Annotated in this window: 13 protein-coding genes, 1 pseudogene and 1 riboswitch; of the genes and pseudogenes, 5 read left to right on the top strand and 9 right to left on the bottom strand. The window is 61.4% G+C overall.

The features are described 5' to 3' along the window. Positions 1-13 precede the first annotated feature (13 nt). From I2C21_RS14930 to I2C21_RS14900, 7 genes are all read right to left on the bottom strand, one after another. Positions 14-1,336 carry an ABC transporter permease gene (locus I2C21_RS14930; RefSeq protein ID WP_101691056.1) on the bottom strand — a complete coding sequence of 441 codons (1,323 nt, stop codon included), beginning with the start codon at positions 1,334-1,336 and terminating at the stop codon, positions 14-16. Positions 1,337-1,339: 3 nt separating this feature from the next. After that, positions 1,340-2,296: an ABC transporter permease gene (locus I2C21_RS14925; protein WP_101691055.1), complete on the bottom strand. Its 957-nt coding sequence runs from the start codon at positions 2,294-2,296 to the stop codon at positions 1,340-1,342. A gap of 271 nt (positions 2,297-2,567) precedes the next feature. Continuing rightward, positions 2,568-3,494 carry a DUF2156 domain-containing protein gene (locus I2C21_RS14920; RefSeq protein WP_195279645.1) on the bottom strand — a complete coding sequence of 309 codons (927 nt, stop codon included), beginning with the start codon at positions 3,492-3,494 and terminating at the stop codon, positions 2,568-2,570. A gap of 194 nt (positions 3,495-3,688) precedes the next feature. Beyond that, complete coding sequence (locus I2C21_RS14915; RefSeq protein ID WP_101691053.1) at positions 3,689-4,267, bottom strand: dipicolinate synthase subunit B; 579 nt, start codon at positions 4,265-4,267, stop codon at positions 3,689-3,691. 2 nt (positions 4,268-4,269) lie between these two features. Beyond that, entirely contained in the window at positions 4,270-4,407 is a 138-nt protein-coding gene (locus I2C21_RS14910; RefSeq protein WP_502709461.1) for a hypothetical protein, read from the bottom strand. Positions 4,408-4,449: 42 nt separating this feature from the next. Continuing rightward, the gene (locus I2C21_RS14905; RefSeq protein ID WP_101691052.1) at positions 4,450-5,325 is read right to left on the bottom strand and encodes a YitT family protein; all 876 of its coding nucleotides are present in this window, start codon (positions 5,323-5,325) and stop codon (positions 4,450-4,452) included. A gap of 449 nt (positions 5,326-5,774) precedes the next feature. Next, the gene (locus I2C21_RS14900; RefSeq protein ID WP_195279644.1) at positions 5,775-6,875 is read right to left on the bottom strand and encodes a M20 metallopeptidase family protein; all 1,101 of its coding nucleotides are present in this window, start codon (positions 6,873-6,875) and stop codon (positions 5,775-5,777) included. Between the two features lie 132 nt (positions 6,876-7,007). Further along, a riboswitch (Lysine riboswitch) is annotated at positions 7,008-7,177 on the top strand. 135 nt (positions 7,178-7,312) lie between these two features. Between I2C21_RS14900 and dapA the strand changes: the two genes are divergently transcribed. The 3 genes from dapA to dapD are packed head-to-tail and all read left to right on the top strand — an operon-like array spanning position 7,313 to position 9,646. After that, complete coding sequence (gene dapA / locus I2C21_RS14895; protein ID WP_193538824.1) at positions 7,313-8,203, top strand: 4-hydroxy-tetrahydrodipicolinate synthase; 891 nt, start codon at positions 7,313-7,315, stop codon at positions 8,201-8,203. Next, complete coding sequence (dapB, locus tag I2C21_RS14890; protein WP_195279643.1) at positions 8,200-8,934, top strand: 4-hydroxy-tetrahydrodipicolinate reductase; 735 nt, start codon at positions 8,200-8,202, stop codon at positions 8,932-8,934. Before dapA ends, dapB begins: the two co-directional genes overlap by 4 nt. A 16-nt stretch (positions 8,935-8,950) precedes the next feature. Further along, positions 8,951-9,646 (top strand): 2,3,4,5-tetrahydropyridine-2,6-dicarboxylate N-acetyltransferase, encoded by a 696-nt coding sequence (gene dapD / locus I2C21_RS14885; RefSeq protein ID WP_195279642.1) that lies wholly within the window; start codon positions 8,951-8,953, stop codon positions 9,644-9,646. A 56-nt stretch (positions 9,647-9,702) separates the two neighbouring features. Here the strand turns inward: dapD and I2C21_RS14880 are convergent, their stop codons facing one another. Beyond that, positions 9,703-10,572: an aldose 1-epimerase family protein gene (locus I2C21_RS14880; RefSeq protein WP_195279641.1), complete on the bottom strand. Its 870-nt coding sequence runs from the start codon at positions 10,570-10,572 to the stop codon at positions 9,703-9,705. Positions 10,573-10,938: 366 nt separating this feature from the next. Here I2C21_RS14880 and carA point away from each other — a divergent pair, with 366 nt between their 5' ends. Both carA and carB read left to right on the top strand, forming a co-directional pair. Beyond that, positions 10,939-12,033: a glutamine-hydrolyzing carbamoyl-phosphate synthase small subunit gene (carA, locus tag I2C21_RS14875; protein ID WP_193538816.1), complete on the top strand. Its 1,095-nt coding sequence runs from the start codon at positions 10,939-10,941 to the stop codon at positions 12,031-12,033. Further along, positions 12,026-15,202, top strand: coding sequence for a carbamoyl-phosphate synthase large subunit (carB, locus tag I2C21_RS14870; RefSeq protein ID WP_195279640.1), 3,177 nt, complete (start codon positions 12,026-12,028; stop codon positions 15,200-15,202). The genes carA and carB overlap by 8 nt, the downstream gene beginning before the upstream one ends. A gap of 81 nt (positions 15,203-15,283) precedes the next feature. On the opposite strand, the pseudogene I2C21_RS14865 reads toward carB, so the two are convergent. Next, positions 15,284-16,375, bottom strand: a pseudogene (locus I2C21_RS14865) (hypothetical protein); the annotation flags it as partial.

The raw sequence follows: 16,375 nt of genomic DNA, 5'->3' as shown, positions 1-16,375 counted from the left end.
CGCTCCTCCTCTCTTACTTCTTCAGGCGCGGATCCAGCGCGTCGCGCAGGCCGTCGCCAAACAGGTTGAAGGCCAGGATCATCACGCTGATGATGACAGCCGGAATGATCAGGCGGTAGGTATAGGTAGTAAAGCCGCTCAGAGCGTCCCGGCACATGGAGCCCAGGCTGGTCAGCGGGGCGGACACGCCCACGCCCAGGTAGGACATGAAGGACTCCAGGAAGATGGCGGAGGGGATCTGCAGGCAGGTGGTCACCACGATCTGGCCGATGCAGTTGGGCAGCAGGTGGCGCCGGATAATGCGTCCGCCGGAGGCGCCCAGCGCCCGGGCCGCGGTGACATACTCCTGCTGCTTGAGCTGGAGGATCTGACCGCGGATGATGCGGCTCAGGCTGACCCAGTACAGAAGGCCGAAGGCGATGAACATGGCGATCAGGTTGGGGCCGATGGTGCGCATGAACTCCGCCAGGGCGTTGCCCTGATGGTCCGAAATAAACTGGGTGATATGGGGGCTCATACTGGTGGAGATCAGCAGGATGACCAGCACCTCAGGCACGGAGTAGATGACGTCGACGATGCGCTGCATGACCACGTCCACCTTGCCTCCGAAGTAGCCGGAGATGGAGCCATACAGGGAGCCGATGATGAGCACGATAAAGGCGGCGGCCAGACCGATGGTCATGGACACCCGGGTGCCGTACATGGTGCGCACCATGATATCACGGCCCAGCTTATCGGTACCGAACACATGGGGGAACACCTTCTCGCCGTTGGCGATGCGCTCGAGCTCCTCATTGGAGTATCCAAAGGGATGGCTGTGAATGCCCAGAGCGGCATAGACCTCCTCCTCGGACATACCGGCATACTCTCCGCCGGTCTTGGCCTTGGCGCGGATCAGAGCCTCCTCACGGCTGGTGAGCTTCTCGCCCTTGGCCTCAGCCTCGGCACGGGCCTGCTCCACCGCCTCCTGGGGGTCCAGGGTGCTGGTAGCCTGGCGGTACTGCTCCTGTTCCTCCAGGGTGTAGTGGTGAGGATAGAGATTCTCGGCGCCCAGGTTGCGCTGCTCATACCCATAGGGCACCAGCATCGGGCCCACAAAGGCAAAGAGGATCAGCAGCACGATGACGCCCAGAGCCACCATGGCCACCACGTTCTTGCGCAGGCGGCGCCAGGCGTCCGACCAGTAGGACACGCTCTTGCGCTGCTGAATAAAGTCGGCCTTCTCCTCACTGGAGGCAGGCGCAAAATCATCGTTGGTCAGGGTATTCCAATCCAGCATGGAGTCCACATCGGGCTGGAGAGAGCCGATGACCGGTTTTTTCTTTCGATTCGCCATTGGTTACTCTCCTTTCGTCAGATCGATGCGGGGATCGACCAGCTTGTAGATGATATCCACCACCAGGTTCATGAGGACCACAAAGGTCGCCAGGAAGATGGTCGTGCCCATAATCACAAAGTAGTCGCGGTTGGTGATGGACTGCACCAGATAGCGGCCCAGGCCGGGGATGGAGAACACGCTCTCCACCACGAAGCCGCCGCACAGGGTGAAGGCAACCAGGGGGCCCAGGTAGGTGATGACGGGGATGAGGGCGTTGCGCAGGGCGTGCTTGAAGATGATCTTGCCGCCCTTCAGGCCCTTGGCCCGGGCAGTCTTGATATACTCCTGATTGATGGCGTCCAGCATGGAAGACCGGGTCAGCCGGGCGGTGTAGCACATGGGATAGAGGCCCAGTGCGAAGCAGGGCATGAAATAGGCCTTGGCGCCCAGATCCGGGTTAAAGATGGCGGTCAGCTCAAAACTCTTCAGCAGCTCCGGTCCCACCGGGGAACAGAACAGGATCAGCAGGAACGAGGCCACGACAAATCCCGGCATGGAGATACCTAAGGTACAGACCACGCGCAGCAGGCTGTCCACCCACTTCCCTCGGTAATAGGCGGCCAAACAGCCCAGCAGGATACCGACCACCACAGCCCAGGCCAGGGCGATCACGCCGATCTTGGCGGAGATGGGGAACATATCCGCAATGATCTCGGCTACCGGGCGTCCCTTCTGCATCTTCAGGGACTCGCCCAGATCGCCGTGCAGCGCATTTTTCAGGTAATTCACCATCTGAATGGGCAGCGGCTTGTCAAAGCCGTACTTTGCATCCAGTGTGGCCTGCTGCTGCGGCGTCAGCGCTTTTTCCGAGGCAAACGGGCTGCCAGGCACCGACATCATCAGCAGGAAGGTGACACAGGACACGATGAGGACCGTAATGATTGCCATAACGACTCGCTTCAATATGTACTTTGCCATTTCTTCACTTCCTAAACTTTCTTTCTCCACTCTGTTTCAGAGGGCCTTTCTTTCCGGTGAATGAGTGAATCTGAAACCACTTTTCAAGCGCCCGGATGCTTGAAAAATTATTTCAGTTTTCGTTCCATTCTAACCCTTCTGAGGCCCTCTGCGCCCTACTTTTACGCAGTTTTTATATTTTATCTTAAATTATGTCCTCAGTCAAGAGACATTTGTTAGGCCCCTCGTACTTTTTTGTAGTAACAGCCCGCCGCTTTATCGCGCTAGTTTATCAAAATTTTGTATCTTTTTTCAACGTAGCGCTGTATTTTTCCACCATGCAGTCAGGATAATAGGACTCCTTGGCCTTCCGCAGCCCGGGGACACCCATGTCATCCTCCCGGTTGAGATAACGCACATCGGGATAGCGGTTTCGGACCCAGCGGGCAAATTCCCGGTTGATCAGCGTGTAGCCGCCCCGCAGCTCGTTATAGGCCTTCTCAAAGTGGACGTCATAGCAGTCCTTTCCCAGCCGGTCCCCCATGGTAAAGGCAACCACTTCCCCGTAGACCCGGATCACGCCGCCTTCCAGTCCCAGCTCTTCAAAGTGGGCAATGGCATCCCGGAGGGCCAGCCCCTCATTGCCCAGATCCCCGGCCTCCGCTGCTCCTTCCCGCTCCCGGCTGCGCCGGTACCACTCCTTGTCCATCTCCAGGCACTCCGGCAGGACGGCCGGAGTCATCTCCTCATAGGTCCAGTGCGGAAAGGCGCGGATAAAGGCATTGATGTGGTTTCGTTTGGCATGCAGCTGTTTGCCGGGGAGCTCCGCCAGCCGATCGATCTCATAGAGGTAATCAAAGCTGTCCCGGTCCGCTTCGATCTGAAAGCATCCGGGGAAACGGGCCTCCAGTCCTTCCGCCTGTTCCCTGGACAGGCAGACCAGGCGGAAGGGTTCCCCCCGCTCACCGGCGTCTTGGGCCAGTGCATGCAGCACCTGCTCTACCTCCCCCTCCCCTGCGGGGTAGAGATAGCTGCACCCCAGCCTTCCACACAGACGGGCCGCCAGAAACCCCTCCACCGGGGCAATGGCATAGTGGAACGCGTGGCGCCAGGTATAGAGATTGGTAAAACTGTATTCACATCCTCTGGAATCCGCCCCCAGCAGCAGCTTGTCCACCCAGGACTTGTCTGCCAGTTCCGGTGTATGAAATGCGATCATAGATGAAAACGACTCCTTTTGCTCTTGATATCCATTCCCGCATCCATCGCGGGTACTTCTCCTCCCCCTGCGAAGTATCGGGGGGCCGCGAGCTCTTTTATCCTACCACGCCTCTATGAAAATGGCAAGAAAAAGGAGCGCTCCGCTCCACCCCAAATTCGGGCAGAGAAGCGCTCCTTTTCCGGTTTCGGAATTCATTCCCGCAGCAAAATTGGCTGGATCTGTCTCTCGCAGAGGGCGGCGTCAATGGTCTCAGGTACCCGGTCAAAATCCGCCACCAGAGAGGTGGGCTTGTGCTCCGGATCATCCTGGCCGAAGGGGACAAAATAGACGTGCTTCTTGTCCAGCAGCGTACCGATGTTGCGGGCTGCCCCGGCCAGACCGTCATTGGTGGCCACTGCCAGTACCAGGGGCCGCCCGTTGCGCAGGTGGGCCTTGGCTGCCATAGTGACCGAGGAATCGGTGATCCCGGCGGCCAGTTTCGCCAGTGTATTCCCAGTACAGGGACAGATCACCAACACATCCAGCAGCTTTTTGGGCCCGATGGGCTCGGCCTTGACCACCGAGTCCACCACCCGTTTGCCGCAGATGCGCTCCATCTCGGCCACAAAATCAGCGGCGTTGCCAAAGCGGGAGTCGGTTCCCGCCCCCCGTTCGGAGACAATGGGCGTCACGCTGCCATAGCGCTCCGCCACCCGCTCCAGGGTCTCCATGGCCTTGGCGTAAGTACAAAAAGAGCCGGTAAAGGCAAATCCCACATGGATCTCTTCCATATTCACACTCCCAATTCGTTGAGGATATTATAGATGGTACTCTTGATGGCTCTGGCCGCCGTCACCGGCGCCACTTTTCCCGGCAGGGACAGGGCCCATACTGCCTTGACGCCCAGACGGCGGGCCGCCTCAAAGTCCACCCCGGCGGGTGTGTGAATGGGAAGGGGTATTTTTTATTCTAGTTACTTGCCCGTCTCGGCCGAAGCGAGATAGCGTTTGGCCCGGGTAAAGCCCCGGCCGCTCACCTCACTGACCCGGCTGACGATCAGGAATGCCTCCGGGTCGATGTCATGGATCAGACGCTCCACCTTCCCCAGCTCCATGGGGGAAACTACGGAGAGGAGCATCTCGGTCTCCCGCAGCATATAGCCCGTGCGGCTCTGGAGAAGGGTCCCGCCCCGGTCCACCTGGGAGAGGACGGCCCGGCGGATCTCCTCCACCTTTTCGCTGACCACTTTGACCTCCACCTTCTGCTGGCCCAAGACCAGCACCTTGTTCAGCACCGCCGTATAGATGAAGACCAGCAAAATCCCGTACAAAATCTGTTCCCAGTCGCTGAACAGCGCCTGGAGCAGCAGGATGACCATATCAAATCCATAGAGCATGGGCGCCACCGGAAGATGAAAGAGTCGGTTGAGCACCAGGGGCGGGATGTCCATACCACCCGTGGACGCTCCGGTGCGAATGACGATCCCCAGGCCCGCGCCGATGCACATTCCACCGAAGGCAGTGCACAGGATCACGTCCTGCGTGATGGCCTGTGCCGGCAGCACGCGCTCCCACAGCTCCAAAAGCACAGGGTAGAGCAGACTGCTCAGCACCGTGGTGGCCGCAAACTTCCGCCCCAGCACCGCCAGCCCCAGCAGCAGCATCACCACATTGAAGCCCAGCACGAACGCGGAGATCGAGATCGGAAAGCAGTGCCGCACAAACAGCGCGATTCCGGTGGTCCCCCCGGTGATCAGTCCGCCGGGCAGCAGGAAGGCCGCCACGCCGAAGGCGTACAGGGCATTTCCCAGTACCACCAGCAAAAGATCCAGGCCCAGATTTCGCTTCATAGAGACCCATCCTTTCTTTTCCTGTAAAAAAAGAAAACCACGTCTGTCGGATTTTCCCTGACAAACGTGGATCGAGGCTTTCGCCTAATACCCTTCTTTTATACCACACTTTTTCTCCTCTGGCAAGTCTGTTTTCTGCTCGCGTGCAGTCCGGGTTTCACGCACACAGCGAGGTCCCACGCGCAGGCTGCTCCCCTCGTCTGCCCGCCCGGGGTGACCCAGGCGGGCAGCACAGTGTCTCTCTCATCCTTCCATCCGTTTCTCTGCTTCTATGGTTCGAAATCCGCATATCTTATTATATAAAGGTATAACAGGCTTTCTTTCCTCCCGCCCGGCAGGACAGTCCTCGCTCGGACACATGGCCTTCCTGTGCCACATCCTCTGGTATGGCCCGGTTTCCCTATTGTTCGTCTTAAAAAGACATGTTCTTTCTCCGCTCACAGTTTTCCCTAGGCTAACTCCAGCAGGCGCTGCTGGAACCGAACCCCTGCCTCCAGTACCTGCTCATCAAAATCGAAGGTGTCAGCATGGAGCGGGATCCCGGTTCCCGTCCCCAGCAGGAAAAAGACGCCCGGCACACAGCGCTGGTAAAAGGAAAAATCTTCCGCGATCAGGAGGGGCTCCTCCAGAAGACGCAGCTCCGGCAGGGTGGCCGCACTGGCGGCATAGAGCTCCGGATCGTTGCACACCGGGGGATATCCCTCGGAGAACCGGATCTCCGCCTCCACGCCGTACTGCTCCCCCACCGTTCGGGCCAGCGCACGCAATTCCTCCTTGGCGCTCTGAAACACTTCGTCCGAGTCCACTCGGAGACTGCCCAGCAGCGTACTCTCGGCGCTGATGGCATTGCGGACGCTCCCGCTCTCCATCCGCCCGAATTTGAGGAGGCATACACCCTGCTCCCGGTTCAGCTTCCCGGTACACGCCTCCGCCTCACACAGGAAGCGGGCCCCCGCCATCAGGGCGTCAGCCCCCTCCTGCCAGCGGGCAATGTGGGCGCTGCGGCCGGTCATCCGCACCGTCACCTCGCTGGCCCGTGCCATCAGGGGCCCCGGACGACTGCCCAGCGTCCCCGCCGGCAGATTCGGCCAGAGGTGGAAGCCGTAGATCCGCTCCACCCCATAGCGCTCCAGCACGCCGCTCGCGCAGATGGAACGGGCCCCGCCGGTAGTCTCCTCGGCGGGCTGGAAGATCAGAAGCACATTGCGGGGCAGTGTGGAAAGACGCTCCGCCACCGTGTGGGCCAGGCCGATCAGCATGGCCATATGGCCGTCATGGCCGCAGGCGTGCATCTGCCCCGGGTGACAGGAGGCATAGGGCGCCCCTGTCTTTTCCAAAATGGGCAGGGCGTCCATGTCCGCCCGGAAGGCCACAGCCCGCTCCTTCCCCCCGTCAAACCAGGCGCACAGAGCCCGTCCGTCCGGGGAAAAGAGCGTACAGGGCAGATCCTCCAGCGCGCGGCGCAGATAGGCCGTGGTCTGGGGCAGCTGGTCATCCAGCTCCGGAATGCGATGGAGATCCCGGCGGACAGTTTGGAGCAGTTGGAGCATGTTACATCCCTCATTTCCCCGCAGACGCGGTTTCTTTGTCCGCTATTATACGGTCCCGGGACGCCGGGTGCAAGTGAAATTCGCAGAAAAAACTTCTTGACACTAAAGCAGCGCCGTGCTAAAATAGGCCAAACTCAGGATAGAGGCGCAGGTGAGAATACCCCGGGGGAGTCGGCAGACAGCGATCCCGGGCGGAGGCGAACCTGCCGAATTCGGACGCCGGGCACGGCGGCCGGGTGGGGCCGTGGAGAAGATCTGCGGCACTGTCTGCGGGGATGACCCGCGGGAGTGCTATCCTTACTGCAGGTTTCTCCCCAAATGCACCGGAGAACCTGGGCCGTCAGTAAGGCATAGCCCTACTGGCGTTTTTTGTTTTGTGTCCGCTCCTCTGTCCGCATCGCGGCATCTGTCCGCCATTCGAGAAAGGAGTCTTTCACATGAACGCCAGACACATCCAAGGTTCCATCGTTGCCCTGATCACCCCCTTCCACCCCGACGGATCGGTCAATTTTGAAAAGCTGGGGGAGCTGATCGACTTCCATCTGGCCAACCAGACCGATGCCATTCTCATTCTGGGTACCACTGGCGAGTCCTCCACCATGACCCACGAGGAGGACGACGCGGTCTGCGCCTACACCGTCGAGCGGGTGGCCGGCCGGGTCCCGGTCATCGCGGGCAGCGGTTCCAACTGCACCGAGACCATGGTGGAAAAGAGCCTGAGCTTTGAGCGCCTGGGGGTGGACGGTCTGCTCCTCATCACCCCCTACTACAACAAGACCAACGAGGAGGGCATGTACCTCCACTTCAAGACGGTGGCCGACGCGGTCCACATCCCCTGTATTCTCTACAATGTGCCCGGACGGACCGGCTGCTCCATCTCGGAAAACGTGGTGCGCCGCCTGTCGGTCCACCCCAACATCGTGGGCATCAAGGAGGCCTCGGGCAGCCTGAGCTATGCCACCAAGATCGCCCGCTATCTCTCGGATGATTTTCTCATGTATTCCGGCAACGACGACATCGTCCTGCCCATGATGGCGCTGGGTTCTAGCGGCGTGATCTCGGTGGCCGCCAACATCCTGCCCCGGGAGATCCACGATATGGTGTGGAACTACCTCCGCGGGGACCGTGCCGCCGCGCTGGAGACCCAGCTGCGCTATCTGGATGTCATCAACGGCCTGTTCCTGGAGGTCAATCCCGTCCCGGTGAAGGAGGCCCTCAACCTCATGGGCATGGAGGTGGGCGGCTACCGGCTGCCTCTGACCACCATGTCGGAGGGTCCCCGCGCCGCTCTGCGGGAGGCCATGGAAAAGGCAGGTGTTCTGGCATGAACCTCCTTCTGGTCGGCACCGGCCGGATGGGCACCATGCTCCGCACCCTGGTGGAACAGGAGGAGGATCTCACCATTCTGGCCGCCTTCCACCGCACCAACCTGAGTGATCTGGAGCGCACGGCTCCCCCGGCCGACGTCATCGTGGATTTTTCCGCGCCGGACAGTCTGTGCGCGGTGGCCGGGTATGTCCGCCGTACCGGCACTCCCCTGGTCAGCGGCACCACCGGCTATCTTCCCCAGCAGATGGACCTGCTCCGCCAGCTGGGCAACTACGCACCCGTACTGCACAGCGCCAACTTCTCCATCGGCATCGCGGTCCTTCGCCGCCTGGCCGCCCAGGCCGCGGAGGTGCTGGGAGACGCTTTTGACATCGAAATCGTGGAGACCCACCACAATCAGAAGGCTGACGCCCCCAGCGGCACCGCCAAACTTCTGCTGGAGGCGGTGGATCCCGGTCACACCTACTCCCCCGTCTACGCCCGGGAGGGACGCTCCGCCCGCCGTTCTCCCCGGGAGATCGGGGTCCACGCCCTCCGGGGCGGCACGGTGGCGGGCGCCCATACGGTCTCCTTTTTCGGCCCCCAGGAGGAGCTCCATCTGAGCCATCGGGCCGACAACCGCTCTATTTTTGCCGCCGGGGCCCTCCGGGCCGCACGGCTCCTTGTCAGCAGAGAGCCCGGCTTCTACGCTCTGGAGGACCTGCTCTTCCCCACTCCCCATCAACCCTGAGAAAGAAGGATCATACATGGACGCACAGGAAATCATTCGCTATATTGCACAGGCGGAGAAGAAGACCCCCGTCAAGGTCACCCTCCGGGAAAAAGCCCCCATCGACTACGGCTCGGCCCAGGTGTTCGGCGTCGGGGACAAGGTCATCTTCGGAGACTGGAAGGAGCTGGGCCCCATCCTGGCCGCCAATGCCGATCGCATCGACGATCTGGTGGTGGAGAACAGCTGCCGCAATTCCGCCATTCCCCTGCTGGATCTGAAGGGCATCAATGCCCGCATTGAGCCGGGTGCCATCATCCGGGACCAGGTGGAGATCGGCGACAATGCGGTCATCATGATGGGCGCCATCCTCAACATCGGCGCCGTGGTGGGCTCCGGCACCATGATCGACATGGGCGCGGTGCTGGGTGGCCGGGCCACGGTGGGCCGCAACTGCCATGTGGGAGCCGGCGCGGTGCTGGCCGGCGTGGTGGAGCCCGCCAGTGCAGTACCCGTCATTGTGGAGGACGACGTCCTCATCGGCGCCAACGCCGTCCTCATTGAGGGGGTACACGTGGGGCAGGGCGCTGTCGTGGCCGCGGGCAGCGTGGTCATCGAGGACGTTCCCGCCGGAGCCGTGGTGGCCGGTGTGCCCGCCCGTATCATCAAGGAGCACAAGGATGCAGGCACCTCTCAGAAGACCGCCCTCCAGGACGCTCTGCGCACCCTCTAAGCCAACTGGATACAAAAGGCCGCCGGGATGGAATTCCATCCCGGCGGCCTTTTGTTTTATCCCTGCGGTGTCAGTGTCTGGGTACAGGTAAAGGATTCCCCCGGTCCCAGCACCCGGATGCCGGGGCGGTGGAAGAGATTGTGATCCCCCTGTGCATCGTCCGGCAGACCATGCCAGGGCTCAATGCACACAAAACGCATCGGGCCGGGCTTGGACCAGAAGAGCACGTAGGGGAAGCCCTCCATACCCAGCCGGATGGCCGTCTCCCCAGTCCGGCTGGCCAGCTCGATCCAAGGGGTGCGCAGCCCGGACAGGCAGATAGAGTCCTGATCAAACAGGTGGTCATTCAGCTTCACATGGTCCATTCCGGTAAACCGGGGACGGCGTCCGCTGACCAGTCCGCCCTCCAGCGTCAGGATCTCCTCGGGCTCCTCCGCGCCGGCAAAGCGCAGCTCGTGGTCCTCGGTCTGTCCTCCCGGCGTCAGCGGGAGGGCGAGGGCATAGTGGAACCCCGCCTGAAAAGGCATTTCCCGCTCATCCAGGTTATAGACCCGATAGGTGGAGGAGAGGACCCCCTCCCCCAGCCGGTACTCCGTCTCCAGCCGGAATTTCCAGGGATAGCGCTTCCAGGTCTCCTCATTCCAGTCCAGCCGGAAGGTGAGGGACGCCCCATCCTGCCCGACCAGGGTATGGGGATACTCCCGGGCAAAACCGTGGGGGCCGTTCTCATAGCGCACGCCGTCCTGCTCAAAATAGCCGTCCTTCAGCCGCCCGCACCAGGGGAAACAGGCTGGGGCATGCCGTCGCCACACAGATGGGTCCCCGCTCCACACCCACTCTCTGCCGCAGGCCGTGAACGACTGGATCTCGGCCCCCATCTCCGCCACCCGGATGGTCATGCCGTCGCGGCTCAGTTCATATTCCATGACAATCTGTCCTCCTTGCTCCAGAAGGCCGAGCAGCGCGGCCTTTTTGCATTTTATTATACCCTCTGTGCTGCCCTGCCGCAACCATCCTGCGGGGCGTTTCCCGCCCTTTTCTTGTTCACTCCTATAAAGAATAAACTTTATACTTGACAGTATACTTTCTTTTCCGTACAATATCGCACAATGCAAATTCCCGGAGGTGAGCAAAGTATGGGCAGCAGCAAGAACACCATGAATCTGGTCAAGGCGTTCTTCCCCCAGTCTTTCTTCCTCCTGGAAAATGATGTCTTATAGGCATTGGACGGTGTGGCATATTTGCCCACCGTCCTTTTTTTGCCCACGCCTCTGAGAGAAAGGATGACACCCATGCAAACACTGGAACGAAAGCTGGTCCTGGAGGACGGCAGCGAGTATTACGGCCACGGATTCGGCTATCCCGCCGACCGGGTGTGCGAGCTGGTCTTCAACACCTCCATGGTGGGATATCAGGAGATCGTATCCGATCCCTCCTATACCGACCAGATGGTGGTGATGACCTATCCCCTGATCGGAAATTACGGTATCACCGACGAGGATTTTGAGACCCGTTTTCCCACCATCGGCGCACTGGTGGTCCGGGAATACAACGACCGCCCCAGCAATTTCCGCTACACCAAGACCCTCTCGGAGATTTTGGAGGAGAACGGCATTCCCGGGCTCTGGGGCGTGGATACCCGGCAGCTCACCCGCTCCATCCGCGCCCATGGCAGCCGACGGGCCATTCTCACCGGGGCCGACGTCCCCCGGGAGGCCGCCCTGGCCCGCCTGCGCGCCACTCCGGTGCCCCGGGACGCCGTCTCCCGGGTGAGCTGTAAAAAGCGCTGGTATGCCCGCACCGCCGACCACCGCTTTCATGTGGTGGCGGTGGACTGCGGCATCAAGCTCAATATCATCCGCAGCCTGAACCGCCGGGGCTGCAACGTGACCGTAGTGCCCTGGAACACCACCGCGGAGGAGATTGCCCTCTACCAGCCCGATGGGGTCTTCTTCTCCAACGGCCCGGGTGACCCGGAGGATGTGGGGCCCGTGATCGAGCTCATCCGCGCCATCCGGGGGCGCTGGCCCATTTTTGGCATCTGTCTGGGACATCAGCTCATCTCCCTGGCCTTCGGCGGACGTACCTATAAGCTCAAATTTGGCCACCGCGGCGGTAATCACCCCGTCCTCCGACTCTCCGACGGCAAGATCGAGATCACCAGCCAGAATCACAGCTATGCGGTGGATGCCGACTCGCTGGCGGGCACCGGTCTCATCCCCACCCACACCAACCTGTTGGACGGCACGGTGGAGGGCGTGGCCTGCCCCGAAGAACGAATCTTCAGCGTTCAGTACCACCCGGAGAGTGCCCCCGGTCCCCAGGACAGCGGCTACCTGTTTGACCAGTTTATCGAGCTCATGAAGGAGGACAAGACCCATGCCTAAGCGTACCGACATTCACAAGATCATGGTCATCGGCTCCGGCCCCATCGTCATCGGCCAGGCCGCCGAATTTGACTATGCGGGCACACAGGCCTGCCTGGCCCTGCGGGAGGAGGGGTATGAGGTCTTGCTGGTCAACTCCAACCCGGCCACCATTATGACGGACCCGGCCATGGCCGATAAGGTCTATATGGAGCCTCTCACCGCGGAATATGTGGCCCGGATCCTCCGGCGGGAGCGCCCCGACGCCCTGGTCCCCGGCATCGGCGGGCAGACCGGCCTCAACCTGGCCATGGAGCTGTCCGACCTGGGCGTGCTGGAGGAGTGCGGCGTAGAGCTGCTGGGCACCAGCCGGGAGAGCATCCGCCGGGCGGAGGACCGGGAGGAGTTTAAAGCCCTGTGCCAGTCTCTGGGGGAGCCCGTCCTTCCCTCCGAGACCGTCCACAGTGTGGAGGAAGGACTTGCCGCGGCGGATTCCATTGGCTATCCGGTGGTCCTGCGCCCCGCCTTCACCCTGGGCGGCACCGGCGGCGGTTTTGCTGACGATCCCCAGCAGTGTGCTGACCTGCTGGTCAACGCCCTGGCTCTCTCCCCCGTGGGGCAGGTTCTGGTGGAAAAGAGCATCAAGGGCTATAAAGAGATCGAATACGAGGTCATCCGGGATGCCAACGACACCGCTATCACCATCTGCAACATGGAGAATCTGGACCCCGTGGGCATCCACACCGGCGACTCCATCGTGGTGGCGCCCAGCCAAACTCTGACCAATAAGGAATATCATCTCCTGCGGGACAGCGCCCTGCGGCTCATCCGCGCCCTGCGCATCGAGGGCGGATGCAATGTCCAGTTTGCCCTGGACCCCCAGTCCTTCCGCTACTATGTCATTGAAGTCAATCCCCGGGTCTCCCGCTCCTCGGCCCTGGCCTCCAAGGCCAGCGGCTATCCCATCGCCCGGGTCTCGGCCAAGATCGCCGTGGGCCTGCACCTGGACGAGATCCAGCTGGCCAATACGCCCGCCTGCTTTGAACCCGCCCTGGACTATGTGGTGACCAAGATGCCCCGCTTCCCCTTTGACAAGTTTACCGACGCCTCCAACCGCCTGGGCACCCAGATGAAGGCGACCGGCGAGGTCATGAGCGTGGGCCGCACCGTGGAGGAGAGCCTGCTCAAAGCGGTACGCTCTCTGGAGATCGGCGCCTGCCACCTCCACCTGCCCAAGTTTGACCCCATGACCGGGGAGGAGCTTCTCTCCTATATCACCCTGGGTACCGATGACCGGATCTATGCCGTGGCTCAGCTGCTGCGCCTGGGCATGGACCCCGGGCTCATTGCAGCCCGAACCCAGATCGACCCCTTTTTCCTGGATAAGCTGGGGAACATCGTAGCCCTGGAGCAGGCGCTTTCTGCCGCTCCCCGCGACCCCGACGTCCTCCTCCGGGCCAAGCGCGCCGGATTCTCCGATGCCTGGATCGCCCGGACCTGGGGGATGGAAGAGGACGCCCTCCGCGCCCTGCGGAAGGAGCATGGCATCCTGCCGGTCTACAAGATGATCGACAGCTGTGCCAGCGAATTCGACAGCTACATTCCCTACTTCTACTCCACCTATGAGGCGGAGAACGAGTCCCGGGTCAGCGACCGGCCCAAAATCCTGGTCCTGGGCTCCGGTCCCATCCGGATCGGCCAGGGCGTGGAGTTTGACTACTCCACTGTCCACGCGGTCCAGACCATCCGCGCCCACGGCTATGAGGCTATTCTTCTGAATAACAATCCCGAAACGGTCTCCACCGACTATACCACCAGCGACAAGCTCTACTTTGAGCCCCTCACACCGGAGGATGTGATGAATGTGGTGGAGCTGGAACAGCCTCTGGGCGTCGTGGCCTGTCTGGGCGGACAGACTGCCGTCAATCTGGCCGAGCCTCTGGCCCGGCGCGGGGTTCCCCTCATCGGCACCGACTGTGAAGCCATCGAGCGGGCCGAAAACCGGGACGCCTTTGAGCGGGTACTCTCCTCCCTCGGCATTCCTCAGCCCAAGGGGGTGGCAGTCACCAGTGTGGAGGCCGGGGAGCAGGCCGCCGCCGAGATCGGTTATCCCGTCCTGGTGCGTCCCAGCTATGTGCTGGGCGGCCGGGCCATGCAGATTGTCTCCAAACCGGAGGACCTGCGCACTTACCTGCGCACCGCGGTCGCCGTCAACGAGGACCAGCCCGTGCTGGTAGACCAGTATATCACCGGCAAGGAGCTGGAGGTAGACGCCATCTGCGACGGCACCGACGTCTTCCTCCCCGGTGTCATGGAACTGGTGGAGCGGACGGGTATTCACTCGGGAGATTCGATCAGCGTGTTCCCCACCTTCTCGGTCTCTCAGAAGGCACTGGAGCAGATCGAGGCCTATACCCGCCAGCTGGGCCCCGGCATCGGCATCAAGGGCCTCTACAACATCCAGTTTATTGTGGACAAAGAGGACCGGGTCTACATCATCGAGGTCAACCCCCGCTCCTCCCGCACGGTCCCCTTCCTCTCCAAGGCTACCGGCCTGCCGCTGGCCGACATCGCCACCCGGGTCATGCTGGGCATCTCGCTCAAGGAACAGGGCTATGCCGACCGCCCCCCTGTCCGTCCCGCCTGCTGGTATGTGAAGGCCCCCGCCTTCTCCTTCTCCAAACTCAGCGGACTGGATGCCTATCTCTCCCCCGAGATGAAGTCCACCGGCGAGGCCATTGGGTACGATCCCAGTCTGACCCGCGCCATGTACAAGGCGCTCCAGGCCTCAGGCGTGCGGGTGGCTGACCACGGCACCATTCTCTTCACCGTGGCGGACGAGGACAAGGCCGAAGCATTCCCTCTGGCCGAGCGCTTCTATCGGCTGGGGTACAGTCTCTGTGCCACCCAGGCCACCGCCCAATACCTGCGGCAGCGCGGTCTGCGCACCCGAGTTTACGGTAAGATCTGCGAGGGCGATGACCAGATCCTCCAGGATCTGCGCAGCGGACGGATCAACTGTGTAGTCAATACCCGCGCAATCCTTTCCGGGGAGCATTACCAGGACGGCACCCTCATCCGCCGTTGTGCGGTGGAAAATGGCGCCACCATCTTTACCTCTCTGGACACGGTGCGTATGGTACTGGAAGTACTGGAAGAGATGACCTTGGGCGTAGCCCCCATCGCCTAATTCTATAGGAATTGGAAAGCCCCCGCGGACGATGTCCGCGGGGGCTTTGGATCTTATTTTGTTGTGGTCTTACTCAGAGGCTCAGTCCTCTTCCTCACCCTTCTTCCGGGAGAAGGAGAGATGCAGGCCAGCGCCTACCATGGAGAAGGCCAGGGCCACCAGGCCAGCCGTCACAGCCGGATTCACAGGCGTGGCGACCATACCGGTCTGAGGCAGGTTTCCGAGAGGAGTCTCCCCGTCGTCGATATCCACGACCGCTTCGCCCTCGCCGTCGCCGGTGCCGGTGCCGGGCTGCTCGGTGCCAGTGCCAGACTCGGTACCGGTACCGGTGCCGGGCTCCTCAGGGCCGGGGCCCAGAGGCGTGTTCTCGTCGGGGATCTCTTCCTCCGGAGTGGGCGTCGGAGTGGGGGTGGGCGTGTTGCCACCGTCACCACCATCGCCGGTATTTCCGCCGTCGCCACCGTCACCACCATCGCCGCCATCGTCACGGACATATGTATTCGTGATCACCATGGTCTGACTGCTGCCGGCAGTCACATCTACGGTGTTGCCATTCTGATCCCCCACCATATAGGTGACAACGAGATCATACTCGCTCAGACCGGCGCCGCTCTCCACCACGGTGTAGGTGCCGGGCTTCAGGTTGGAAAGGATCGTCTGCAGGCCGGTCATCTCACTGCTGGAGATCTCCTTGCGGAAATCATCGGGACCGGTCACAACGATAGTGAAGCTATTCGGTGTGGCGTTCTCGTTCACCACCTGGATGGTCAGTGTGCCCTCGGTCTCCGGGGTCTCGTTCTTGGTGTACTCCACCAGGATCTTGACATCGGAATTTCCGGCCTCACCCTTCAGGTTGCCAAACACTTCCTTCTGCGTGTATCCAGCGCAGTGCTCCTTTTCCAGAGCAGCCAGCTCATCGGTCATGTCGTAGCGCTCATTGACCGAGACGTGATAGCTCTCCAGATACAGCTGCTTCAGGCTGCCGTCCGCCTGGCGGACACCGCCCTGAAGAACCACAAGCCGCTCTCCGGCGGGCTGATAGAAGCCATTGTAGGTGTTGGTAAAGGCAAACTTACCATCGATCGCATTGCCGTTCTGATCCTTCAGCTCAGCCGTCAGCTTGCCCTCGTTATCCGCGGTCACCACGACCTGGAAGCGATAGATCGCATTCAG

The sequence above is a fragment of the Clostridium sp. J1101437_171009_A5 genome (genome assembly GCF_015547905.1).
In the GTDB taxonomy this organism is placed as follows: Bacteria; Bacillota; Clostridia; order Oscillospirales; family Oscillospiraceae; genus Pseudoflavonifractor_A; species Pseudoflavonifractor_A gallinarum.
This window is presented reverse-complemented; position numbering and strand designations above follow the sequence as displayed.